Annotated in this window: 22 protein-coding genes and 1 tRNA gene; 15 read left to right on the top strand and 8 right to left on the bottom strand. The window is 33.7% G+C overall.

Annotated features, from left to right (window positions below; genetic code table 11):
• The first annotated feature begins 22 nt into the window (after positions 1-22).
• Positions 23-2,233, top strand: coding sequence for a choice-of-anchor Q domain-containing protein (locus U9R23_01995; protein ID MEA3475208.1), 2,211 nt, complete (start codon positions 23-25; stop codon positions 2,231-2,233).
• 54 nt (positions 2,234-2,287) lie between these two features.
• Here U9R23_01995 and U9R23_02000 read toward each other — a convergent pair whose 3' ends face one another.
• Complete coding sequence (locus U9R23_02000) at positions 2,288-2,821, bottom strand: hypothetical protein (GenBank protein ID MEA3475209.1); 534 nt, start codon at positions 2,819-2,821, stop codon at positions 2,288-2,290.
• A gap of 145 nt (positions 2,822-2,966) precedes the next feature.
• On the opposite strand from U9R23_02000, the gene U9R23_02005 reads away from it, so the two are divergent.
• The gene (locus tag U9R23_02005; protein ID MEA3475210.1) at positions 2,967-4,610 is read left to right on the top strand and encodes a phosphoenolpyruvate carboxykinase (ATP); all 1,644 of its coding nucleotides are present in this window, start codon (positions 2,967-2,969) and stop codon (positions 4,608-4,610) included.
• A 76-nt stretch (positions 4,611-4,686) separates the two neighbouring features.
• Here the strand turns inward: U9R23_02005 and U9R23_02010 are convergent, their stop codons facing one another.
• From U9R23_02010 to U9R23_02040, 7 genes are all read right to left on the bottom strand, one after another.
• Positions 4,687-5,190: a DUF2147 domain-containing protein gene (locus U9R23_02010; protein ID MEA3475211.1), complete on the bottom strand. Its 504-nt coding sequence runs from the start codon at positions 5,188-5,190 to the stop codon at positions 4,687-4,689.
• Between the two features lie 92 nt (positions 5,191-5,282).
• Positions 5,283-6,077, bottom strand: coding sequence for an outer membrane lipoprotein-sorting protein (locus U9R23_02015; protein ID MEA3475212.1), 795 nt, complete (start codon positions 6,075-6,077; stop codon positions 5,283-5,285).
• Positions 6,074-7,339: an FtsX-like permease family protein gene (locus U9R23_02020; GenBank protein MEA3475213.1), complete on the bottom strand. Its 1,266-nt coding sequence runs from the start codon at positions 7,337-7,339 to the stop codon at positions 6,074-6,076. Before U9R23_02020 ends, U9R23_02015 begins: the two co-directional genes overlap by 4 nt.
• A 201-nt stretch (positions 7,340-7,540) precedes the next feature.
• Positions 7,541-8,713 carry an FtsX-like permease family protein gene (locus U9R23_02025; protein MEA3475214.1) on the bottom strand — a complete coding sequence of 391 codons (1,173 nt, stop codon included), beginning with the start codon at positions 8,711-8,713 and terminating at the stop codon, positions 7,541-7,543.
• Between the two features lie 2 nt (positions 8,714-8,715).
• The gene (locus U9R23_02030) at positions 8,716-9,414 is read right to left on the bottom strand and encodes an ABC transporter ATP-binding protein (GenBank protein ID MEA3475215.1); all 699 of its coding nucleotides are present in this window, start codon (positions 9,412-9,414) and stop codon (positions 8,716-8,718) included.
• 80 nt (positions 9,415-9,494) lie between these two features.
• Positions 9,495-10,583, bottom strand: a complete 1,089-nt coding sequence (locus tag U9R23_02035; GenBank protein MEA3475216.1) for a hypothetical protein — start codon at positions 10,581-10,583, stop codon at positions 9,495-9,497.
• 101 nt (positions 10,584-10,684) lie between these two features.
• Positions 10,685-11,425, bottom strand: coding sequence for a TetR/AcrR family transcriptional regulator (locus tag U9R23_02040; GenBank protein ID MEA3475217.1), 741 nt, complete (start codon positions 11,423-11,425; stop codon positions 10,685-10,687).
• Between the two features lie 203 nt (positions 11,426-11,628).
• On the opposite strand from U9R23_02040, the gene U9R23_02045 reads away from it, so the two are divergent.
• The 13 genes from U9R23_02045 to U9R23_02105 all read left to right on the top strand — a co-directional run.
• Entirely contained in the window at positions 11,629-12,378 is a 750-nt protein-coding gene (locus tag U9R23_02045; protein MEA3475218.1) for a SagB/ThcOx family dehydrogenase, read from the top strand.
• Between the two features lie 43 nt (positions 12,379-12,421).
• Positions 12,422-13,582: an alkaline phosphatase family protein gene (locus tag U9R23_02050; GenBank protein MEA3475219.1), complete on the top strand. Its 1,161-nt coding sequence runs from the start codon at positions 12,422-12,424 to the stop codon at positions 13,580-13,582.
• A 140-nt stretch (positions 13,583-13,722) separates the two neighbouring features.
• On the top strand, positions 13,723-14,256 hold the full coding sequence (locus tag U9R23_02055) for a LiaF-related protein (protein ID MEA3475220.1): 534 nt from the start codon (positions 13,723-13,725) through the stop codon (positions 14,254-14,256).
• Positions 14,257-14,385: 129 nt separating this feature from the next.
• The gene (gene glnA, locus U9R23_02060) at positions 14,386-15,807 is read left to right on the top strand and encodes a type I glutamate--ammonia ligase (GenBank protein ID MEA3475221.1); all 1,422 of its coding nucleotides are present in this window, start codon (positions 14,386-14,388) and stop codon (positions 15,805-15,807) included.
• Between the two features lie 510 nt (positions 15,808-16,317).
• Entirely contained in the window at positions 16,318-16,731 is a 414-nt protein-coding gene (gene hypA / locus U9R23_02065; protein MEA3475222.1) for a hydrogenase nickel incorporation protein HypA, read from the top strand.
• Positions 16,732-16,736: 5 nt separating this feature from the next.
• Positions 16,737-17,543 carry a P-loop NTPase gene (locus tag U9R23_02070; GenBank protein MEA3475223.1) on the top strand — a complete coding sequence of 269 codons (807 nt, stop codon included), beginning with the start codon at positions 16,737-16,739 and terminating at the stop codon, positions 17,541-17,543.
• A gap of 288 nt (positions 17,544-17,831) precedes the next feature.
• Positions 17,832-19,571, top strand: coding sequence for a T9SS type A sorting domain-containing protein (locus tag U9R23_02075; GenBank protein MEA3475224.1), 1,740 nt, complete (start codon positions 17,832-17,834; stop codon positions 19,569-19,571).
• An 11-nt stretch (positions 19,572-19,582) separates the two neighbouring features.
• Positions 19,583-19,658: transfer RNA gene (locus U9R23_02080), tRNA-Ala, on the top strand.
• 157 nt (positions 19,659-19,815) lie between these two features.
• On the top strand, positions 19,816-20,439 hold the full coding sequence (locus tag U9R23_02085) for a YbhB/YbcL family Raf kinase inhibitor-like protein (GenBank protein MEA3475225.1): 624 nt from the start codon (positions 19,816-19,818) through the stop codon (positions 20,437-20,439).
• Positions 20,440-20,595: 156 nt separating this feature from the next.
• Positions 20,596-21,510: a site-specific tyrosine recombinase XerD gene (xerD, locus tag U9R23_02090; GenBank protein MEA3475226.1), complete on the top strand. Its 915-nt coding sequence runs from the start codon at positions 20,596-20,598 to the stop codon at positions 21,508-21,510.
• A 61-nt stretch (positions 21,511-21,571) separates the two neighbouring features.
• Positions 21,572-22,576, top strand: coding sequence for a tetratricopeptide repeat protein (locus tag U9R23_02095; protein ID MEA3475227.1), 1,005 nt, complete (start codon positions 21,572-21,574; stop codon positions 22,574-22,576).
• A 395-nt stretch (positions 22,577-22,971) separates the two neighbouring features.
• On the top strand, positions 22,972-23,754 hold the full coding sequence (tpiA, locus tag U9R23_02100; GenBank protein MEA3475228.1) for a triose-phosphate isomerase: 783 nt from the start codon (positions 22,972-22,974) through the stop codon (positions 23,752-23,754).
• Between the two features lie 215 nt (positions 23,755-23,969).
• Positions 23,970-24,481: serine--tRNA ligase (locus U9R23_02105; protein ID MEA3475229.1), on the top strand; the 512-nt coding region annotated here is incomplete at its 3' end.

The raw sequence follows: 24,481 nt of genomic DNA on the forward strand, positions 1-24,481 counted from the left end.
GGTTACTAACAGGAAATAAATTATGCAAAAAAATACATTTTTAACAGTCATCTTTATTATATCATTTTTTTCATTTTCTTTTCTTTTTTCAAATACAATCATTGTAGATATAAATGGTGGTGGAGATTATACAACTATTCAGGAAGGAATAAATGAAGCAACAGATGGTGATACCGTATTAGTATATACCGGAATCTATATTGAAAATATTAACTATAATGGTAAAAATATCACTGTTGCCAGTCTTTACTTAACCACACAAAATGACTCTTATATTGATTCGACAATAATTGACGGTAATCAGAATGGAAGCGTTGTAACTTTTAACGGTGGTGAGGATAGCACTGCAATTTTATGCGGTTTTACTATTCAGAATGGGAGCGGTTCTTTATATTATAATACCTACATTGCTGGCGGGGGAATATATATTATGAATTCTAATCCGACAATTCAAAATTGTATCGTTACACATAATAAAGCTGACTGGGGAGCAGGTTTATTCTGTGTTAATGGAGATATTACTCTAAAAATTGTAACAATTTGTAGAAACCATGCCTTTTCAGCCGGTGGAGGAATTCATCTTAGAGATAATTCCACTTTAAATTTAAGCAGTATTAACCGCTGTAATATGTACGAAAATTATGCTGGTGATGGTAGTGAAATATTTTGTTTTGATTCTCCTGAAATTCACTTAATAGTTGATACATTCACAGTTATAGAGCCAACGTCTGATTTTATTTTAGTGTATCCACAATATTTTTTCACTTATGATATACTTAATGCTAAAATTGAGCCAGTAAATCATGATTTATATGTTAGTCCAGATGGAGATAATACAAACAGTGGGTTAAGTGAAAATGAGCCATTAAAAAATATATCATTTGCTCTAATGGAAATTGCTTCTGATAGCACATATCCCAATACTATCTTTCTATCTAATGGTATCTATTCTTCTAGTTTGACAGATGAAAAGTTTTCTTTCAATTGTCGAAGTTATATTTCAATTATTGGAGAAGATGAAGAAAATACAATATTGGATGCTGAAAATTTAAGTAATGTCTTTTATGTATGTAATGATAATAATTTTTTTATTGAGAATTTAACTATTCAAAATGGAAATATTTATCTTGGAGGAGGGATATATTTTTATACAGATTCAAATCCTACTATAAAAAATGTTACACTTAAGAATAATACAGGTGGCGCTATTTATTGTAGAAATAATTGTAATCCTATATTTGAAAATGTAAAGATTAAAAGCTCTCCCATTCCAGTTGAAGATGTGGCAATTTCTTTATATTTAAACTGTAATCCTGCTTTTATAAATTCCATCATAGAAGATAATTACAATGTGAATGGCGGAACAGGAGCTATCTACTGTAATGGAAACTCCAATCCAATATTGATTAATACAAAGATTATCAACAATAAAGGTCTTGGTGCTAGTGGAATAACAGTTTATAATGGCTCAGAAGATGAAGGACCTATTTTAATAAATTGTACAATATGTAATAACCTACATTGCGATGATGGGACAATAAGGCAGTTATTTAATACAAATCTTACACTTATAAATTGTATTTTAAGGAATTATGCACAAGATGAAATTTATTTCAATGCTCAGGGTGGACCAGACACAGTTACCATATCCTACACCAACATTGATGGTGGAATCGGTGCAATAAATACCAATAACAATGGCACAATCAACTGGCTGGAAGGCAATATAGATGCAGACCCGATGTTTGTAGATACTCTCAATAATAACTATCAACTTTTGCAAGGTTCTCCTTGCATAGACGCTGGCACTCCAGATACAACTGGTCTAAACTTACCAGAAACAGATTTAGCTGGCAATCCAAGAATATACAACGGCAGAATAGATATAGGAGCTTATGAATGGCAAGGACAGGGAATAGAACAACCAGATACTTCATTTATCAACAAATTATATCTTTTCCAGAATAAACCTAATCCATTCAGTTCATCTACAACAATAACATTTATTTCAGCAAATTATGAAAGATTGAAAGATTACAAATTATCCATTTACAATGCAAAAGGACAACTTGTAAGAACATATAATGGGGAAAAACACAATTTCTGGGTAAAGACAGATATAGTCTGGGATGGTACTGGTGAGGATGGGCATAAAGTCCCGAGCGGAGTATATTTCTACAAACTTATTTATGGAAATAACTCTGTGACAAGGAAGATGATTTTTATGAGGTAGTTCTGCACAATAATTATTTTTATGTTTTTTTCTTATATCTCAATTAATTATGAATTAAACTTCTATACTCATATTTATCAAAAACTTTCTCAAAACAATCCTATACGATGGAAGGTAGGCTTTTCTATAAATTTCAGAGTGAGGGATATGGGGAAAACTATTTTTTTGTAGAAATTCTGTAAATTCTTTCCAGGTGGAATAACTTAAGAAATGGGGTTCACCACCAGAAAAGATTTGTCCCACCTGAACCCAAACTTTTCGCAATTTTGATTTATCAGGCTTTATTATCTTTGCAGTTTCCTTTATTGCAGAAAAAAGTTTCTGGGCATCACCTATTTTTTCTTGGAAGGCATTCAGATTCACCCGCACTAAATCATTATCCAATCCAATATCAATAAAAAGATTTTTCGCTTTTCCAGAACTTTTCTCCATCTCATTTTTCAAAGATCGAAATGCAACTGCCTCATCTTCCAGAAGATGTCCAGGTCCCATAACAGATTGGTAAATAAGTTTGTATAAATCCTCAATTTGCATTTTGGGATATAGTTGAAAATGGCAATTTATAAGACTTTTTAGTTTTGATTTCACAAATCAAAAAAAAGTTTTTGAATTAAATTTGACAAGAAAAAGATAGTTCTTTTATGTTTCATAAAAATTAAACTTGGAGTCCTTGACTCTGTCAAAGTAATGCTGATAGGCTCACCTACTCCATAAAAACATTTTAGGAGATGAAATGCAGTTTAGAATAGAATTGAATAAATTATTACAAAATCATCCAGGTGTATTGAATAATCTGCCGAGAAAAAACCTAATCAGACAATCAGTTGAAAATAAAGAAGCGATTGTTTCAGCGAATGGTGCACTCGCAACCTGGACTCCTCCAGAATCTACTGGCAGAAGTCCCAAAGATACCCTCATTGTGAAAAGAACTGAAAGTGAAGCCAATATTGATTGGGATTCTCCGAATAATATTCCACTTGAGCCAGAAACTTTTGATATGGTTATAGAAGATGCATTGAATACTATAAAACAAAAAAAGCATATATATATAACTGACCGCGTTCTGGGAGCGGATGTCTCTTATGCGTTGCCTACCAAAACTATTACAGATAAAGCGCTTACTGCTCTGTTTACAGAAAATATGTTCAGACCCGTTCCAGCAGATATACGAGAAAGTGTATTTGCAAAAAGAGAATTTACTTTAATTGTTTTCCCGTATGACAAACTGAATTCTAAAAAGTATAAAGGCAGATTAAGAGTTTTGCCAGATGGCAGCACATCTAATATGATTATTGCTATGGATTATGACAGAAGAATAGGTATAATTTTTGGCTCGGCTTATGGTGGCAGTGTGAAAAAACTTATGTTTACAGTAATGAATTATTATTTGCCTGGAGAAGGCATTTTACCATTGCACTGTTCCGCTAATGAAGGTAAAAGTGGTGATTCTGCTCTTCTTTTAGGACTTTCTGGAACTGGCAAGACATCTCTATCTGCTGACCCGAGAAGAGCTCTTCTGGGAGATGATGAACATGGATGGAGCGATAACGGAATTGCGAATTTTGAAAATGGCTGCTATGCAAAATTGATAAACCTTAATCCAAAAAAAGAAACTGAAATTTTTAATGCAGTATTTCACGATGCTGTCTATCTTGAGCATGGAGCAATTATTGAGAATTGTATGATGTATCCTGATGGAACTTTTGATGTTGATGATGAACGGTTAACTCCAAATTCACGCGGTTCTTATCCATTAACTTTTCTAAGTAATATAAAACAATTATCTAAATCTGGACATCCCAAAACAATACTTTTTCTAACTGCTGATGCAAATGGAGTTTTGCCCCCTGTTTCAAAATTAAATCCAGAACAGGCAATGCTCTGGTTCTTAATGGGATATACAAGTAAACTCGCTGGAACTGAAACAGGGATTGTAGAACCAGTGACAACCTTTTCCAGATTTTTTGGTGAACCATTTATGCCAAGAAATCCTGATGTGTATGCATCTATGTTAGGTGATAAAATGAAGAAATACAGAACACAGGTATATTTGGTAAATACAGGCTGGAGCGGTGGACCGTATGGAGAGGGTTCAAGGATGGATATTAATCTTACAAGAAGTTTGGTTAATGCAGCTTTAACAGGTTTATTGAAAAATGTTGAATATGGGGAAGATAAGGTATTCCACTTGCTCGTTCCTAAATCGTGTTCTGGAGTCCCCCCAGAAATATTAAATCCAAAAAGTACCTGGTCTGATAAAGATGCATATAATGAACGAGCAAAAAAATTAGCCGCTGAATTTTCTGCTCATTTTGATAAAGCATACGGAAATAAGAGTATAAATCAGAAAGTAATTAAACAATGTCCTGGAAAATAGAAAAAATTTAGTTTAGTGTAAAACCCCAGAATTTAAATTCTGGGGTTTTTTAGGATTTTATTTGAAAATGCTGCAGCTAATCATTTATTGATTCTTCTGTTTTCTCTATCTTTTTTGGCTCAATTGGATTTTCTGCCCTCAACCAAGTTTGAGTGCGTCCTATAAATGAAAATCCAATAAATCCACGGACAAGTAGTTTCTCACCATTTTCAATAACTCTGATTTTGCATTTATAGGTTTTTCCTTTTTTAGGATCAAGGATATGTCCACCAGTCCACCATTTCCCTTTGTCTTTTAAACCCCACATAATTCTTGCTCCAAGAATTGGCTTGCCTTCTAACTCGCCAGAACCTTTCGCACAAGTTGGATTTTGTTCCTCATCTGGCTTGCGGAATAATTTAACCACTTTTCCGTATAGTTTGTCATTTTCCATCCATATTTTTACAATGGATTTTACTTCACCTGTTTCATCATCAATAGTTTTCCAGTAACCGATTGGTGATAAATTTTCTGCGAATAAACTCACAGTTGCAAAACATAAAATAACTGTAAGTATTATAATTGATTTGATACCTGACATTTTTACACTCCTTCCTTATTTTTTTATTTTGCAGAAACTTAATTTTTTATCTTGGAAATACCGTGTCAATATTCCCGAAAAAATAAAAAGCATCACTTTCTTAAAGATGCTTTGGAAAATATTGCTTTCGGTATTTCCACATCAAACTCAATGGAATCTATGATAAATTCTGTTCCTTTGCCTTTTTTTAGAACATCTTTAAATATCATTCTTTTAGGATACCAGCGTTTCCCTATCTTGAAGACTTCTTTTATCTCCGTGGTTTTAAGCAGTTTCCCGCTTTTCCCAAAACGCTCCTCTCGCAGTGGAAGATAACGTTCTTTATCTATCCACACCTTTTTGGTTTGATATGCTGCATCTTCCACCTTTGCGCTTAATAGAACGGCCCAGCACTCTCTTTCATTAATAATTTCTTCACCTGTAATTTCCGCATTATATATTTTAGTCAGTTCATTTTCTTCCATCATATCTTCATAGGAAAGATCGGAACCCATCACAGATTGACGCAGCATGTGACCGGATATTTGAATAATTCTATCTGAAGACGGATTGTATATCCACAGTTTATCTTTTAGTTTCAACATTTTTGTTCCTGCATCTCTGGGTGGAGAAAGATATTCGGAGAAAGACCTGTTTTCGCCTTCTGCCCAGGATTTTATCTCCATTGTTCTGCTTCCTCTTCTTCCGTGCACTATCATGCGTGAAGTTGATACTGCATTTCTGGAATACATATTATCATCTACTTTTCGGATAAGTTCATTCCCATCAGGAAATTCAGCATAAAGAAAATTTGTCATTAAAATAAAAAATAATAAAACCAACCATTGAAAAAGTTTAGCAGGAAGAAATATCTTATAAACCTTTTCAAGATAAATGTTCTTTTTCATGTTTCCAACTCCTTGAATAATTGTGCTGTATTTCGTTTATAAATTCCAATACCGGGTATCATTGCTCCAATTACAGAGGAAAGCACTCCGGGCAGGAAACCGATGTAATAACTCACCGGAGTTACTTGTGCCTTCATAGTTGTGCTCATTATCATCTTTGTATCCTTCATTAATGAGCTTATATCAATTCCGATATATTGCAGGATATAGGAAAATATCAGTCCTGTCGCCGTGCCTATCACAGTTCCCGCTATTCCCACAAATAGAGATTCTAATATCATTGAGCGATAAATATGACCTTTGCTTTCTCCGATAGCCAATCGCACTCCAATCTCTCCGTAGCGGCGAATACCGTTCATCAGACCGGAATTCCAGAGCACAAGCGACATCAAGAATACAAATATGAAAATGAACATACCCGATCTTTCATTGATCATAGAAAGCATGATCTCAAGATTATTCTGAGAAATTAAAGGCAGCATTACAGGTGAGAATTCATCTTTTTCATCCATAAATTTCTTATTGAAATTATCAGCTATGATCATCGTTTGTTCTTGGTTGTATAGGGGCAGGAATCCCAAAATCTCACTGGCAGCATTTTCCATATCCAGTAGTAATTGTGCATCTGAAATATCGGTTATCACAGCTCCGCGGTCCATTCCCATTATTCCAAAAATAACAGTTCCGCTCACCGTGAAATTCTGCATTGCCATAGAACCGTACATGGTAGAACTGATTATTGTAACTTTGTCGTTGAGCTTAATTCCGAGTTTTTCTGTCAGTTCATAGCTGATGAGGATCTCCCCGCTTTTTTGAGGAAGTTTCCCAGTATAGATTGCTTTATCCAGGTTTAGAAGTTCAAGTTCTTTTGAATTTGAGAACAGGTCAACTGCCATTCCCATTACTTCGCCCTGCTCTTTGGTCTCGCCTTTTTCATCGGGCAGGTCCAGCAGACCTCCAAAATAGATGCGTGGCAGCCAGGTCATTTCCGGGTATTCTTTCTGTAGTTCAGCTTCCATTTCTTTGATGCCGATAATACCCAGGTCAAAAGGTTTCTGGTCTATCATTTCATGATAAGCTCTTGTAATTATTTTAACATGACCCGTATCAAAACGGGCATTTTCCTGAATCGTCATCGTGAGATAACCCATAAGCCAGCTGTAAACTACTACCGTTAACATCACTCCGGCAGAGATGATCAGAATAGGGAAAAAGCTCCTGGTGCGATCTCTTAGAAGTCCTTTTGTTAAAAATTTAAACATTGTTTTATCCTTTTTTACCATGTTGGTTCAACCATCCTGGTTGAACCATTAGTTTCTCTTCAACACCGTCTCGGTGTTGTATATCGTACCTGTAACATTTTCTTTTTCCCGACCGATACGGTCGGCTTTAACATTTCATTCAACCGGGACGGTTGAACGAGCGAACTCCCTCTCCTTGCAGGAGAGGGTTGGGGTGAGGTTTCATTTTGTCATCTTTCCACGCAGGGCGTCGGTCGGTTTCAGTTTCGCTATCTTTCTGGTAGGAAGAAAACTAACTATGGTTGTTGTTATCAGTACCAGAATTATCGTTCCAACCACCAGCTTCCAGCCATAAACCGGATATAAAGCATTCTCTAATCCGCTCAAGCCGAATTCTGCAGCATCAACCCCGATATTCATTCCTACTTTTTGGAAGTGTTTCAAAAGGGGAATTCCATAAATGGCACCGAGAAGAATTGCCAGAATTGCATGTAAAGAGCCTTCTAAAGTAAATAGTCTGATTATTTTAGAGCGACTCATTCCAAGAGCCATCATAGTTCCCATTTCTTTTCTGCGTCGGAAAATTGCCAGTATCTGTGTATCAAAAATCGCTATCATTGCCAGAAAAAGAAGCAACAGATACATAATTGAAGAACCGATGGTTTTTGCTTGTATCATAGAATTCAGGTCTTGCAAAAGGAAGTTAATATCTTTGCGTTCCCAGTCAGCAAGTTCTGGAGCGAAATCTTCACTCTTTACCACAATTATGGAAGCTTCCCCTGGTAATCCCAGCATATTCTGCAGAGTGTTCAATGGAATCCATATCTGGTTGTTTTCCACTGTAAGCACGGTTGTTTCAAAAATATGAACTATCCTCACATCCACAGCATCAAAAGCACCGTGTTTATCTCGCCAGCGCACAGTAACAAAATCTCCTTGCTGTAGTTTCAAATTATCTGCCATCCGTTTTCCGATAATGCATTCTAATTGATTATCATTTTCACTTATGTATTTTGTTGGAATCTTAAGCAACTTCTGAGCAGGATTGATACCTTTCAAAATAATGCTGCGCATTCTACCATCAGGATAGATGGTTGCAGGTGCAAGAAGAATTGGAATAGCTTCCTCTCGTTCAATTTCATTGACTAATTCTTTCGGAATAGGAGCATGGCTGTCTTCATAAGAAAATGGATCGTAAGGATCATAATTCTGCTGCCAGTATTGTCCGCCGCCGATATCCCATTCTTGGATTTCCCTGGAAGCATCGTCTTTCCAACCAATGAAAAATCCCTGCAGAGAGATAATTCCAAAATAAGCAAGTGAAAGTATGAATATGTTCAACCATGTACGGAAACCTGCACCGATAATATTTTTATAAGCGAGTTTGATTATCATAATCATCCTCCATTCACTATTTCGTCTTTATCCACTTTTCCATCCAGAAGTGAAATTTTTCTTCTTAGATATTTAATCACTTTGGCATCATGTGTTGCAAAAATGAAAGTGGTTCCTAACTCTTTATTGATTTTTTTCATAGTCTTTAATATATGATGAGAATTCTCTGCATCCAGATTGGCGGTTGGCTCATCTGCCAGAACAAGGTCCGGTTTTTTTACTATAGCCCTGGCTATTGCCACTCGCTGGCATTCTCCACCAGAAAGCTGTGCAGGTTTTGATTTTACTTTATCTGATAATCCAAGCCATTCAAGTGCATTATCAACGGCTTTCTTGCGTTTGGGTGCAGCCATTCCTAGTAGCAATAATGGGAATTCAACATTTTCAAAAACCGTATAAACCGGAAGGAGATTATAGGTTTGAAAAATAAAACCGATATGTTCGCTCCTTAACTTTGCAGCTTTTTTAGCTGAAAGTTTATCAACAGAATTTCCCATAACACAGACATTTCCTTCACTTTGCGTATCCAGTGAACCGATGATATTTAAGAGTGTTGTTTTCCCTGAACCACTTGGTCCAACTATTCCTGTGAATTCACTTTTTGAAAATTCCAGATTGATATTTTTCAATGCGGTAAATTTTCCTCCACCCATCGGGTAATGCTTTGTCATATTTTGGATTTTGATAAGTCCGTTTTTCATATTCACCTCATTTTTTTAGCCACCTGCCTTTTTTTCTAGAGTCGTTGTCTCTTCGTTCCTTACGACTCGAAATTAGAATCCTAAAAATTATAAACCACCATCACTTGAACTGATTTACCATCCATTGATGTTTGATTTGCACTTAAATTGCTGATTTCAGGATTCCAGAATAAATTCAAATAAATACTCCAATAATCAAAATTAAGCTGGTAGGAAAGATATCTATAAAAATTTCTATTCTTCCAGTCATAAATTAGAATAGTAGAAATATTATCTAATAAACCAATTGGGTAATTCAACGAGATTGCAGTAGAATTTGTTTCATAATTACTTTTAAGTACTTTTGAAGAATTTGAGTAAATAAAATGTTCACAAAGTATGCATAATCCATTTCCAAAAGGGATTGAATAATCCGCTCCGATTGTCAGGAATTTTTCCCAGTTTGGAGTAAATTCATTTTTGCTGTATTTAGATGCAACTGCTTCAATCCATAATCCTATCTCAAAATCCCAACGGGCATCAAACCCGAATCTGTTTTCAAAAGTATTATCAACTTCCAGTTCTCGGTGATGATAGGAAAGAGCTGCTTCACAGAATTCAAAAGGATATTGGATTCTGCCACCGAACTCTAAACTGTTTTCTTTTGATGTAAGTTTTTCCAACCCTTTTAGCTCATCTTTCGCATAGATTCCCCAGAACCAGACATTTGCATTGTTAAGGAAATAATACCTGAATAAAGCTGCTCGCACTGCTTCCGTTTCTTCCTGGGGGTTTCGGGGATCAATAGTGTCAAACCATTTGAGAGAGCGAAGAAGCTGAGCAGGACCAAAATTGATCTTCTGTAAACCAATCCGTGCTTCCAGCTGATTAGTTGAATATCTCATCCATCCACGATAAATTTCAGCATCCTTATCCTCAAAGGATATTGAATCATTCTTTCTATATTCAAAAGAAAAATTAGCAATAGTTTCAAAGTCAATCCCGAATTTTTCTTTTTGTATCATATTCAATGAAATCGTCGGTTTATATTGAACTCCAAGATGATACTTTTGAGAGCTGGATTCATCAAATATTGTTGCCCAACTCCAGAAGTCGTTCTTAAATTTGAAAACCTCTGCCTGGATTTGAGAGCAAAGTAAAATCAACAGAAAGAATATTTTAACTTTCATCTGGAAATCACCTTTAAGTTATATGGAGTAGCCGAGTCCCTCGGCTATATTCGGCAAGAGACTTGCCGACTCCAAATAGTCTTCAAATTTTCATGATCCTTTCAGGCTCGGCGCCCAGACGGATGCGTCCCGACCTGTTTTCGGGACATATATGTTTCATTATATTTTTCCATAATTGCATCAATAATTTGTTCATCAAATATCTTTATAGAACCTTCCGGAGCGCCCAATATTCTTTGGACAGACATCTGATATAAATTCAAATGCCTTTGAAACTCATTGATGTTATCAGGATTTTCATCCAGGCTCATCATTAATTTTGCATTATATTCTCCCATGGAGGTTCCAAAAAGCAGGATGATACGGGCGGTTTCTACAGGATATTCTATATCAAATGAACCTTCGTTTTTCCCCTGTTCGAATATCTTACTCAACAAAGGAAGTGTTGTTTCCACAGCCCTTTTGTTCATCTTGTAACGCAGAAGTAAATTCTTATCATTGTAGAGGGTATTTATAAGTGTTTTTATCAAACTTATGTTTTCAGCTTTATACATACCTGCCTGACGATAGAATTCATTTAATTTTGTAATCGCATCCAATGAATTATTATTTACTACTGGTTCTAATTTGCTAATAATTTCTTTTGTGAATTCTTCAACAATACTATCTAAAAGGTCTTCTTTGGATTTGAAATAATAATAGAAAGTGCCTTTGGAAATCCCAATCGTTTCAATGATGAAATTGACTGAGGTTTTTTCATATCCTTTTTGATAGAAAAGTGATTGAGCTGTATCCACTATTTCTTTTTTTCTTTCTTCATATTTTTTAATTATTCTAACCATATTTTCTCCTTAAAGCCTTATAAATAAACTAAACCCTCGGTCTACACCAACCGTCAGTCTAAATACTTTTAATATAATTTTTATTGTCAAGTTTTTAGCGATTTTTAAAAATGTCTCAAAAATAAAAAATAAGAAAATAAATATTGTATGAAGTAAAAAAATAAAAACTAAAGCATAATGGAATATTCAAAATTAGGAAAATCATGAAAGAAAAAATTGAGATTTACAGAAACTTTATGAAATCCAATCATAAACAATTTAAAGGAACAACTGACCAACAAAGAAATTTGCCACCTCCTCCTTTACAAAAACCTTATGATAAAAATGGAAGAATTATCAACTTACCCGAAGTTGATAAAAATATTTTAAAAAAGAATGACCTTTATAAATGCTTAAAAGAAAGAAGAAGCATTAGACAATATTCAGATAAACCCTTATCTTTAGAAGAATTATCCTTTTTATTATGGGCAACTCAAGGTGTTGAGAAAATCATCAGAGATGGTTATGCAACCCTCCGACCAGTTCCATCTGCAGGCGCCAGGCATCCTTTTGAAACATACCTTGCTGTAAATAGAGTAAGTGAACTTGATAAAGGCGTTTATCGCTATCTTCCTTTAACTCACCAATTGTTATTCCTTTTTGATAAAGATAATATGCCAAAGGAACTCAATAAAGCAGTATTCAGCCAGAACTTTGTTGGCGAAAGTGCAGTAGTATTTATATGGAGTTGCATTCCATACAGAGGAGAATGGAGATATAGTATCCTTGCTCATAAAGCAATGCTCCTTGATGCTGGACATATCTGTCAAAACCTCTATCTTGCCTGTGAAGCGATTAGATGTGGAACTTGTGCTATTGCTGCTTATGATCAAGATGCAATAGATAATTTCTTAAAATTGGATGGAAATGATGAATATGTTGTTTATCTTGCACCTGTAGGAAGGAAAATATAACTTTAATAAATTAACAAAAAACTATTAAAAAAGGAATCATAATATGATTTATCCAAATTACAAAAATGGAAGTATAGTAAATTTGATGAGTAGTATAACTTCTGCTTGTGGTGACAAACCAATGTATGAACCACTTGATTCAATAGATTCAACCGAGCTATCAAAATCAAAAAATATTCTTTTAGTTGTTATTGACGGTTTGGGCTATGAATATTTAATGGCTAATGGTGAAGGGTCAATTTTTTCTGAATACTTACATGATAAGTTAACCGCTGTATATCCTTCAACAACTGCAGCGAGCATTACTTCATTTCTAACTGGTGTTGCTCCACAGCAGCACGCTATTACCGGCTGGTTTGTATACTTAAAAGAATTAGGCACAATTTCAGCAATATTACCATTCATACCAAGATACGGAGGAAATCCATTTAACTCTAATGAAATAAATACAGCAATGATATTTTATCAAAGTAATCTATTTAAAAATATAAATAGAAAATCTTATGTTGTAACAAAGAAAGAATTAATTAATTCAGCTTATAATAAAACATACAACAAAGAACCTAAAATGTGTTTATACAAAAATAGCATTAAAGATTTTATCAAAAAAGTCAAGAAAGCACTAAAATATAATAATGAGAAAAAATTTATATACGCATACTGGCCGGAATTTGATTACCTTTCTCATCAGTTTGGGGCAAACAGCAATGAAGTTAAGGAACATTTCAAAGAATTAGATGTTAAGTTTTCAAATTTATTGAAATCAATACATAATACTGATACAAGCATTCTAATCACTGCTGACCATGGTTTCATTGATACAAATGAATCAAAAACGATATATTTAAAGGACCACCCAGAACTTGCAAAAACGCTCACACTACCATTATCAGGTGATGCACGAAATGCATATTGTTATGTAAGACCATCAAAAACAGAAGAATTTGAAAATTACATTTTAAATAATTTGAATTATGCTTGCCAATTATATAAAAGTGAAGATCTGATTAAGAAGAACTTCTTTGGACTTTATGAACCAAATAAAAAATTATTTGATAGGATTGGTGATTATACATTAATAATGAAGGAAAATTATATTATTAAAGATTTTGTCCTGGGTGAAGAAGAAAAATCCCTTATCGGATATCACGGTGGAATGAGTAAGGAAGAGATGTTTGTGCCGTTGATTGTTATCAAAACCTGAATACTCAATATTATGAATATTGAATATCGAACAATGAATGATGAATGACGAATTAAGACAAAAAATTCTAAAATTGACAAAATAATTCGTAACTTTCAATTATTAACCCATAATTAAAAAAATTGGAGGATGGTGTGAAAATGAATTTTATATTTAGTAGTTTCTTCTGGGGCTTTATTATTGTTCTGCTTGGTTTAAGTATTTTAATTAAAGCAATATTTCATATTAGAATTCCCTTTTTCTCAATTGTCTTTGCTTTTATTTTTATTTACATTGGATTAAGAATCCTGTTTGGAACTTTTGGAATTAGAACAAGCCATAATACTATTATCTTCAGTGATTCTACTGTTAAGGCAAGAAATTATGACAATCATTATAATGTTGTTTTTGGAAAAGGGATTATAGACCTATCTGACATATCTCTAACAGACCAAAATATTCAAGTGGAAGTAAACACTGTTTTTGGTGAAGGAATAATAGAAATCAATCCCGAAATTCCAACAATAATTAAAATAAATTCAGTTTTTGCGGGTGCAAGATTGCCAGAAGGTAGTGTGGCTGCTTTAGGTTCATCAGAATATAAAACAAAAAGTTTTGATGAAAGTAAAAGCTATCTTAAAATTAAAGCAGATGTTGTTTTTGGCGAATTGAAAATTATTGAACATTCGCAGTAAACTTTGCAAACTCTTATACATAACTTACCAAAATATATGGGGGGGTGTCTCGGCACCTTGGGAGCGACTCTGTCATCTTCTTAATCCAGGGACTCGGATACTCCAAATAACTTAAAAAAAGGAGTTTGAATGTTATCTTTTAAAAATTGCAATGAAGTTCTTGATTTCATCAAAAATAATAATATTGATTTCATATCTTTTTATATTACTGATATTGAAGGCAGATTAAGAAATGTAACTATTCCGAGTAATAATTTTTCAGAACAAATAATGAAATATGGAATAGGTTTTGATGCGTCAAATTTTGGATATGCAAAAGTTGAACAATCTGATATGATATTCGAACCAGACCTTAATTTTGCATTTGAAGATCCGGTAAATGAAGAATCTAAAATTCTTTACTTTTTTTGTAATATATACGATACAAAAACAGGTAAAAGATTAGAACATGATTTACGACATATTGTAAGGAAAGCTTTAAATATATTAAAGAATGATGGAATTGCTGATGAAATGAAAGTTCTTATGGAAATGGAATTCAATGTACTTGATGATCTATACAGCACATTAAATAATAGAGAAGTATCTTATCGTTTGGAAAGCAGTGAAATGGCAAGCCCACCTCAAGGAGAAGAATTCTATAGATTAGCAAAAAATCGTGGATATTTCCGCTCAGAACCAAATGACCATATATTTAAAATAAGAAATGAAATTGTTAATACTTTGCAAAAAATAGGATTAAATGTAAAATATCATCATCACGAAGTAGGCTGTGCTCAAGGCGAGATTGAATTCAAATTTATGCCAATACAATTAGCCACTGATGCGAATGTCTTGATAAAAAATATATGTCATAGAATCGCTAATAAGCACAATAAGATAATCACATTCTTGCCAAAAATTATTCCAGGTGAAGCTGGTAATGGTATGCATTTACATATGTTCTTATTAAAAGATGGAAAGAACATTTTCAATGATGATAATGGACTCTATAAATTAAGCAAAACTGCATTATATTTCATTGGAGGAATTCTTAAACATGCACCTTCGTTATCAGCATTAACAAATCCCACAACAAACTCATACAGAAGGCTAATTGCTGGATTGGAAGCTCCATCAAAAGCAGTTTTTGCAGAAGGAAACCGTTCTGCCGCTATCCGTATCCCGGCTTATGTAAAAAATCCAGAAGAAAGACGATTTGAATACAGACCTACAGATGCAACCTGTAATCCATACCTTGCATTCTCAGCTATCATAATGGCTGGTATAGATGGTGTAAGAAATAAAATAGACCCTGTAAAAGAAGGTTTTGGCCCGCTTGAGACAAATCTATACAATCTTTCAAAAGAGCAATTGAATAAAATACCCTCCTTCCCAGAATCACTTGAAACAGCATTACAAAATCTTGAGCTTGATAATAATTACCTTACTTATGGAAGTGTATTTACAGATTTATTACTTCAGAAATGGATTGAATCAAGAAGGAAGGATATTAATGATATGCGAAAAGTGCCCCATCCATGGGAAATTGCACGATATTATGACCTTTAGAGAAAATTCAAAATAAATTGAAATAGTAAATATACATTCCCATTTTGTTCAAATGTTATTTGTATTAACACTGATGGAATAATTGAGATAGATTGTTTTTATTAATACCCTGATTTATCTAAGGTAAAAGGAATCAAGAGGCGACAATCATTTTAATTTTATTTGTAAACCGTTGAAATGGTTAGGTTTTATGACTCATTTTATTTACACCCAATTGAAATTGGGTGCTATTCCTAATTCCATAAATTTTTGGAATAAGAATAGAATTAGCACCACAATTTATTGTGGTGGATAAGAGTTAAACACACATATCCTACAACCATTTTAATGGTTTCCATAAACAGTTGAAACGATGTAGAAAGAAAACATTTCCCTTAACCCTAATGAATTCTGGAGTTAACGAGAAGTTAAGTTCAGATAAGTTGTGATTAGTTTTCAGCCTACTTATCAGAATTTATCTATTTTGCAGATTCTATTAATACATATTAAAAATTACTTAAGGAGTAAATTATGCACGAATGGGCATTAGCGGATGCTGTTATTACAACCACCTTAAAGGTTGCAGAAAATGAAGGATTAAAAGAAATATCTGAAATTATTGTCAAAATCGGAGAATTGCAAACCATTGATACTGAAATTTTTAACTTCGCTTTAAAAGAAGTGATGCAGCCTCAAAAAAAACTATTGGAAAATGCAAAAATAAAAATAAAATCCGAAAAAGCTATTCTTAAATGCAAAGTATGTAAACATGAATGGTTATTTAAAAATGCAGTAAAAAATTTATCGGAAGATGAAACAGAATCACTTCATTTCATTCCAGAAACTGCCCATGTTTATCTCAGATGTCCAAAATGTAATAGTCCTGATTTTGAAATTATACAAGGACGAGGAATCTGGATTGATTCAATATCAGGTGAGAGGTGAAAGAAATGGACCCAAGAATAGAAGTTATTGATAAAAGATTAAAAGATGTTAAACGAATAATCGCTGTAGCAGGTGGAAAAGGCGGAATCGGGAAAAGCTCTGTTGCATCAACTCTGGCACTAATTTTATCAAAGATGGGGCATAAGGTAGGTTTGTTTGATCTGGATTTTTCCGGACCTTCATCACATATAATTTTAGGCATAAAAGATTATGAATTCCCAAAAGAAGACAAAGGAATTGTGCCATCAGAATATTATGGAATCAAATTTTTATCCATCATTAGCTTTTCTGAAGAAAATCCTTCGCCATTAAGAGGGATTGATATCTCAAATGCGGTTATTGAATTACTCGCAATTACCCAGTGGGGTTCTCTTGATTACTTAATTATAGATATGCCACCCGGAATCGGTGATGCAACTCTTGATATAATCAGAATAATAAAAAGAGCAGAATTTATCGTTATTACTACCCCTTCAAAACTATCAATTCAAACAGTAAAAAAATCCTTGCAACTCCTTTTGGAATTGAAAGTCCCAATAATTGGTGTCATAGAAAATATGTTAGACCGAAGTGTATATCCCAATTCACCCTTCGTAGTACTACGGAGAACGGGTAAATCGAGAAAGTTTACAAAAAGCTTATCTATAAAAGAACAGGTGAAAGCTTTTAATATTCCTTTTTTAGGTGAAATATATTTTGATAAAGATTTTGAAGATTCAATTGGAAATGTTAATAAACTTTATAATACAAGCTTTGCACAAAGTTTGAAAAGAATTGTATTAAAAATACTCCAGAATTACCCAACAAAATGAAGGTTAATGGCAAAGATAAAGAGATAAAGAAGTTGATCCCACTTCGCTAAGATTTACACTCCATAGTCTTTATGAAGGAATGCTTCGTAGGATAAATCCTACTTCGCTAATCCCGATGTATCGTATATAACCCGAGTCGGGTTTCGTTATAAAAATTTTGACATTGAAAAATAGATATTCCCCTGAGCCGTCATGGACCATTCCATGACGGTCGTATAATTGAAAAATAGATATTGATAAAAATTTTATTAACTTTAAATAACATCTTCAATATGAAAGGAGACAACTATGAAGAAAAGAAGTTATTTAATACTATTCTTACTTTTCATTCCAGCTTTTCTCTTTGCTGAATGGAGCAATAATCCTGCAGAAAATTTCGCTGTATGTGACCTCACCGGTTCACAAGCTCTCCCAAAAATCGCAACGAGTTCAACTGGAGATACTTATATTTCCTGGTTTTCCAATGAAACTGGAAATTATGATGCTCGCTTACAACGATTTGATGTTCGTGGAGATGAACTCTGGGCTCATAATGGAATACTTATTAGCAATCATCCCTCAATGAGTTGGCTTACCGACTGGGATATGACAGTTGACAATGCCAATCATGCAATCCTAACATTTCAGGATATTAGAAATGGTGGAAACAATAATATTTATGCTTATCGTATCTCACCAGAAGGTGATTTCGTATGGGGTGCTGATGGCTTAGAACTTTCCAACAGCACCGCTTTTGATGTCTCCCCAAAAGTGACAGTTACTAATTCAGGAAATACAGTTATTGCATGGCAGTCTGACGATGTTATTATTATGCAAAAGATTTCTCCAGAAGGAACTCTACTTTGGGGTCCAAGTGGAATTACTTTAAGTTGTGAAAATACATATTCCTGGCCTCAACTTATGCCAGTTGGAAGAGATAATGTTATAATGAAATTTTTTGAAGATACAGGCGTATATCCAATGATGACCCGTCATGTTTTAGCACAAAAATTCAATGCTAATGGCACACAATATGCTCGTGCTGAGTTTACTCTAACTGATACATTCTATACAGCTAATATGCTTTTCTATAAAATTTCAAAAGCAAGTCTTATTTCTCAGGATATTATTGAAACTCCGAGACGCGATATTGCTGAATATGTAATGGTAATTGAAGGTAACCCAATTAGATTTTATAGCTGCCATCTAAAATCATCGCAAGGTTCACAAAATGAGCAGAAAAGACTGGTAGAGATCACATGCTTAAGAAACCATCTTAACAATTTAGAACAAGGAACAGAATTCATAATTGTCGGAGATATGAATTTCTATACAAGTTCTGAACCAGCATATCAAAAGATAATTGCTGCTGATAGTTGCAACCTTGGAAGAGGTCAGGACTTATCTGACCAGGTTGGAAACTGGCATAATAATTATACTTTTCGAGAAGTCCACTCACAATCTTCAAGGGTAAACTTTTTTGGAGGTGGAGTTGGCGGTGGATTAGATGACAGGTTTGGTTTTATCTTTACTTCTTATGAAATTAATAATGACAATGGAATTGAATATATAGATAGCACCCTCACATATTTTGGTAATGATGGTAATCATTTTAATCAATCTATTAATGACAGCACTAATGCAGCAGTTCCCGATAGTGTTGCGGATGCACTTTATTATGCTTCTGACCATCTCCCAGTGTTAGCTGATTTTGTTAGTTTGGATACACTATACACAATTGATGAAAGGTGCAATCCAAACTCTGGACTTTCTTTAGAAGCCTTCCCAAATCCTTTTCGTAATGATATCAGAATTGAACTTTACTATAATAATTATAATTTGACAAAAATTTCAAAAGTCAATATTTATAACGTTAAAGGGCAACTCATTAAGCAATTCAAAATGCAAAAGAGAAAATTCAAAATGAACATAGTTGAATGGAATGGAAAAGACGATTTGAGGTACAAAGCAAAAAGTGGTATTTATTTCATAAAAATTATTGACGAAAAAAAATCAATAGGAATTAAACAAATTCTAAAATTAGAATAAAGAAATAATGTGGGGAAGTAGCTCAGTTGGGAGAGCGCAGCGTTCGCAATGCTGAGGCCGAGGGTTCAAACCCCTTCTTCTCCACCAAATTATTAAATATGGAGTGCTGAAATCCCGATATACCCGTTCTCCGTAGCATCCATTCTCCGTAGTACTACGAAGGATGAACTGCGAAGGGTGAATCAGGAAATATATCGTGAGAAAGAACTTTCAGCAATGAGGAAAAATTTAAAAGGAGAATAATATGTTAAACTATAATTCAAGATATAAAAAGCTATTAGCTTTTATGCTTTGCATAATTATCGCATTAACATTTGTAAATTGCAAGGAAAAAAAGTTAGATAGAGGAGAAACTATCTCTCCAATCAAAAAAGAAGAAGGAGACACGAAGATGGCAATAAAAATAACAAGTACTGCATTTGCAGAGGGTGAGATGATTCCAAAGAAATATAGTTGCGATGGAGAAGGAGTCTCACCAGTCTTAAAATGGGAAAATATTCCAGAAGATGCAAAGAGTCTGGTGCTTATAAGTGATGACCCGGATGCCCCTGCTGGAACCTGGGTACACTGGGTTGTTTATGATATGTCCCCAAACATCAACGAATTACCTGAAGACATACCACCCGTAGAGTTATTAGAAGATATTGAAGGACTCAATCTTGCTGGTAAACAAGGCATTAATAGTGCACACAAAATAGGCTACTACCCACCCTGTCCCCCTTCCGGAACACATCGCTACTTTTTCAAAGTTTATGCATTGGATACAATGTTGAATCTGAAATCTGGAGCATCAAAAAAAGAGATTGTAAGAGCAATGGAAGGTCATATTACAGCTCAAGGACAATTGATGGGAAAATATAAAAGATAAAACCGTAAAATCCTAACACATGAAATATTATCCCCGATTTACTCGGGGATAATTGGGGAGGGTTCACCCCAAATCAAAATACCCCTAAAAGATTTTTATAAGAAAAATGCTGAAAAAATTCAACTTATTTATTCAAAATAACCTCTAAATATTTATATGAAGATAAATAAAAGAAAGAAAATTTCTACTGAAAATCAGAGTTTGATTAATAAGTTTAAGTTTTACATAAAAGTAGAAAAAGGCTTAACAGAGAATAGTGTCAGCGCATATATTAGCGACATTGTGAATTTTGCATCGTTTATAAATGATGAGGATTTGAAAAAAGTCAATGCTCAAAAGGTTATAGAATTTCTTAATTATCTTTATAAGAACAAAGCTGAAGATACAACTGTTGCAAGGAAGCGAAGTTCACTCGCAAATTTTTATAAATTTCTTTTGGGAGAGGAATTAATTAATGAGCCAATATTTGAGAAATTTCCTGCTCCCAAAATTTCATTGAAACTTCCTGATGTTCTGTCTATTGAAGAGGTGAATACTCTTATTAATTCTGTCAAAACCAATGATAAATATGGCTTGCGTAACCGTGCTATGCTTGAGTTTCTATACTCAACAGGTGCAAGAATATCTGAAATGATACATTTAAGGATTAGTGATATTTTATGGAATGGAGGTTTGGTCAGGCTTTTTGGTAAAGGCAGAAAAGAGCGATATGTGCCAATATCAAACATCGCTCTGGAATATTGCCAGAAATATCTTAATGAAGCAAGAAATAAATTACTTAAGGAAAAACAAAGTAATATAATGTTTCTGAATAGATTTGGCAATAAATTAAGTAGAATGGGATGCTGGAAGATATTTGAGAAGTATGTAATGGAAGCTGGTATAAAGGCAAAGGTTTCTCCTCATACTTTGCGTCATTCCTTTGCAACTCATCTTTTAGAGGGTGGTGCTAATCTCCGAGTGGTACAGGCTCTTTTGGGTCATAGCAGTATAAGTACCACACAAATTTATACAAATATTGACAGAAAATATTTGAAAGAAATTCATTCGCTCTATCATCCAAGAGCATAAAAATAAAGAAGTCCCGAAAAGAATCGGGCCCCCGATTTATCGGGAAAAGGAGTATAAAACAATGAAACCCAAAAAGATTGCAATAATAATAGTGATTTTGCTTATGTCAGTCAGCTTTATTAACGCAAAAGAATTAACAGATAGAGAGATTCAGCAGATTGAATATGATGCCGGAACTGCTTACAATGAAGGTGTTGAATTATATAATTCCAAAGACTATCATGGAGCAATTGACAAATTCCTTATTTCATTAGAAAAGTACCAACAAATAGACACTGAAGAAAATCCAAAAACTGTCAGAATTAGTGAGTTATACAAAAATCTTTCTGTGCTATATAATATGACCAAACAATATGATAAGGCTATTGAATACTATAGCCTGAGATTACAGAGAGAACCTGAAAATCATAGAATTAATATATCATTAAGTACTCTTTATGAAAAGATTGGCAAGAAAGATAAAGCCTTACAGATTTTGATTGATTTCAATAAAAATTACAACCAATACAAAATAAAGTCTAAAATAGCACAAATTTATGAAGAGAGAAATGACATTCCCAATGCTATAAAATACTATTCAGAAGCATTTAATTTGAATAAAAAGAAGGTTGATATTCTTGGAAAAGTTGCATTATTCTACCATAAAATCGGGCAGGATACAAGTGCTATAAAGATTTACAATGACTATATTGCCACCAAACCAGAAGATTATATTTTAAAAAAAGTCTACAAAAATTTAGGTATTTTTTATCAAAATATGGGCAATATAGATGACGCAATCCTTGCTTTTGAAGAATCAGATAGCATAAAATTTGATAAAGAAGTTTGTCTGATTTTAGGTCAATTGTATTATGAAAGAGGAAATTATACTACGGCAAAACTCAATCTTGCAAAAGTGAAAGAAAAGGAACCAAATAATCCCCAGGCTCATTATTATTTAGGTTTAATATATCGTAAAGAAGGAAAAAATGCTGAAGCATTAGCTGAATTTGAAAAGATAAAGAATCACCACACATTAGGACCTGCAGCCAAACAACAGATAGAATTTATTAAGAAAAGCGAATAACTTTTTAGTGCGGAATGCGGAATGTGAGGTGCTGAATGCCAGCTCAAACGGGATTTGTTCCCCTCCCCGCGTCTGCGGGGATTGCGGGGACTGTTTTGAACATTATTTAATGTTGAGAGTTACTATTTTTTTATTTTGTTATTGTCAGAGCGTTGTAGTTCCCAATTCAGTTGTTGATTAGTTATTAAATTTTTTTATGAGATTTGCAAAATATGATAATCTTTATTTTTTTTGAGATATTAAAAATAAGTTTTGATTTACCTCATCCTCTAACTCCTTCTCCTAAAAGTAGAAGGAGAATTCTGGCTTCCTTTCCTTTTAGGAGAGGATTGAGGTGAGGTTAAAAAAAACATATATTTTGCAGAAAGCATATTTTTTTATTTAAGGAGAAATAAATGAGAAAGACAATCATTTCTGGCAACTGGAAGATGAATAAAACAGTTGAAGAAGCTAATGATTTTTTTCAAGGAATTTCAGATTGGGAAAAGAATTTTAAGCATAATAACCAGATTTTGATTTTTCCGCCAAATCTTTATATTCAAAACGCACTAAAGATCCTGAGTAAAAATAGTATAGATATTGGTGTGCAAAACATCTATTACAAAGACTTTGGCGCATATACCGGCGAGATTTCTCCAAAAATGATTTTATCAATCGGATGTAAATATTCATTAGTTGGACATTCTGAAAGAAGAAAGATTTTTCATGAAACAGATGAAGATATAAATCGCAAAGTAACATCACTTATCTCAAACGGGCTGAATGTTGTAATGTGTATTGGAGAAACAGAGGAACAGAGATTGGCAGAGAAAACAGAAAAAGTTTTGGAAAAGCAATTGAGTCTTGGCTTGAAGGATATTTCAGATAAAGATATGGAAAATATAGTTATTGCTTATGAGCCTGTGTGGGCAATTGGAACAGGTAAAACAGCCACTCCAGAAATTGCAGAGCAAGCTCATAAGTTCATAAGAGATTGGCTTTCGCAAAAGTTTGGAAAGAAGATTGCTGATGAAACATCAATTTTGTATGGTGGAAGTATCAAGGTTTCTAATATTGGAGAGTTGATAGCACAAGAGGATATTGATGGCGGATTGATTGGTGGTGCAAGTTTGAATCTGAATGATTTTAAGAAAATAATTGAAATTTCCGAAGATGGTCATAACGCTTCGCTGTCATAATGGCTAAAGCCGTCATTTGCTTCGCTGTCAAAAAGTTCGCTTTGCTCGCTGTCATTAAGTCATTCGCTCACTTCGTTCGCTGTCATAATGACTACTATTGACTATAAATGACGATTCGCCAGTTGGCGAATTATATGACATCCCGATTTACCTGTCCTGTGAAGTCTCCGTTTTCTATTTCACTGGGATCGGGGCAAATGACTATAAGGCAAAATATGTTAGACATTAAATTTATTAGAAAGAATCCGGAATTAGTGAAAAAGTGCATTATTGCAAAAGGAGAGAAAACTGATTTAGACGAAATTATGTATTTGGATTCTAAAAAGAGAACATTACAATTTGAGTATGATCAATATAAAGCTGATCAAAATAGATATTCAAAAGAAATTCCAAAGTTTAAAAAAAATGGAAAAGATGTATCAGACTTGATTCCTGAGTTGCAAGATACTGCTAAAAAAGTTAAAGAAACATCCAGAAAACTTACTAAAATTTCAGCAAAATTAGAATCAGAATTACTTAAAGTTCCGAATATCTTTGATGATAGCGTTCCAATCGGTAAAAGTGATGAGGATAATGTAGTAATAAAAGAGTATGGCAAAAAATCACAATTTGACTTTGAATCTCTTAATCATATTGAACTATCAGAGAAACTTCAATTGATTGATTTTAGGCACGCAGCAAAGATTGCTGGCAGTGGATTTGTATGTTATATAAATAAGGGAGCAAA

Source organism: Candidatus Cloacimonadota bacterium, assembly GCA_034722995.1.
Taxonomy (GTDB): domain Bacteria; phylum Cloacimonadota; class Cloacimonadia; order JGIOTU-2; family JGIOTU-2; genus JAGMCF01.

Excerpts from the sequence above, each read along its gene's own strand:
- U9R23_01995 (MEA3475208.1), top strand. The coding sequence starts at position 23 with ATGCAAAAAAATACATTTTTAACAGTCATCTTTATTATATCATTTTTT.
- U9R23_02005 (MEA3475210.1), top strand. The coding sequence starts at position 2,967 with ATGCAGTTTAGAATAGAATTGAATAAATTATTACAAAATCATCCAGGT.
- U9R23_02010 (MEA3475211.1), bottom strand. The coding sequence starts at position 5,190 with ATGTCAGGTATCAAATCAATTATAATACTTACAGTTATTTTATGTTTT.
- U9R23_02015 (MEA3475212.1), bottom strand. The coding sequence starts at position 6,077 with ATGAAAAAGAACATTTATCTTGAAAAGGTTTATAAGATATTTCTTCCT.
- U9R23_02020 (MEA3475213.1), bottom strand. The coding sequence starts at position 7,339 with ATGTTTAAATTTTTAACAAAAGGACTTCTAAGAGATCGCACCAGGAGC.
- U9R23_02025 (MEA3475214.1), bottom strand. The coding sequence starts at position 8,713 with ATGATAATCAAACTCGCTTATAAAAATATTATCGGTGCAGGTTTCCGT.
- U9R23_02030 (MEA3475215.1), bottom strand. The coding sequence starts at position 9,414 with ATGAAAAACGGACTTATCAAAATCCAAAATATGACAAAGCATTACCCG.
- U9R23_02035 (MEA3475216.1), bottom strand. The coding sequence starts at position 10,583 with ATGAAAGTTAAAATATTCTTTCTGTTGATTTTACTTTGCTCTCAAATC.
- U9R23_02040 (MEA3475217.1), bottom strand. The coding sequence starts at position 11,425 with ATGGTTAGAATAATTAAAAAATATGAAGAAAGAAAAAAAGAAATAGTG.
- U9R23_02045 (MEA3475218.1), top strand. The coding sequence starts at position 11,629 with ATGAAAGAAAAAATTGAGATTTACAGAAACTTTATGAAATCCAATCAT.
- U9R23_02050 (MEA3475219.1), top strand. The coding sequence starts at position 12,422 with ATGATTTATCCAAATTACAAAAATGGAAGTATAGTAAATTTGATGAGT.
- U9R23_02055 (MEA3475220.1), top strand. The coding sequence starts at position 13,723 with ATGAATTTTATATTTAGTAGTTTCTTCTGGGGCTTTATTATTGTTCTG.
- glnA (MEA3475221.1), top strand. The coding sequence starts at position 14,386 with ATGTTATCTTTTAAAAATTGCAATGAAGTTCTTGATTTCATCAAAAAT.
- hypA (MEA3475222.1), top strand. The coding sequence starts at position 16,318 with ATGCACGAATGGGCATTAGCGGATGCTGTTATTACAACCACCTTAAAG.
- U9R23_02070 (MEA3475223.1), top strand. The coding sequence starts at position 16,737 with ATGGACCCAAGAATAGAAGTTATTGATAAAAGATTAAAAGATGTTAAA.
- U9R23_02075 (MEA3475224.1), top strand. The coding sequence starts at position 17,832 with ATGAAGAAAAGAAGTTATTTAATACTATTCTTACTTTTCATTCCAGCT.
- U9R23_02085 (MEA3475225.1), top strand. The coding sequence starts at position 19,816 with ATGTTAAACTATAATTCAAGATATAAAAAGCTATTAGCTTTTATGCTT.
- xerD (MEA3475226.1), top strand. The coding sequence starts at position 20,596 with ATGAAGATAAATAAAAGAAAGAAAATTTCTACTGAAAATCAGAGTTTG.
- U9R23_02095 (MEA3475227.1), top strand. The coding sequence starts at position 21,572 with ATGAAACCCAAAAAGATTGCAATAATAATAGTGATTTTGCTTATGTCA.
- tpiA (MEA3475228.1), top strand. The coding sequence starts at position 22,972 with ATGAGAAAGACAATCATTTCTGGCAACTGGAAGATGAATAAAACAGTT.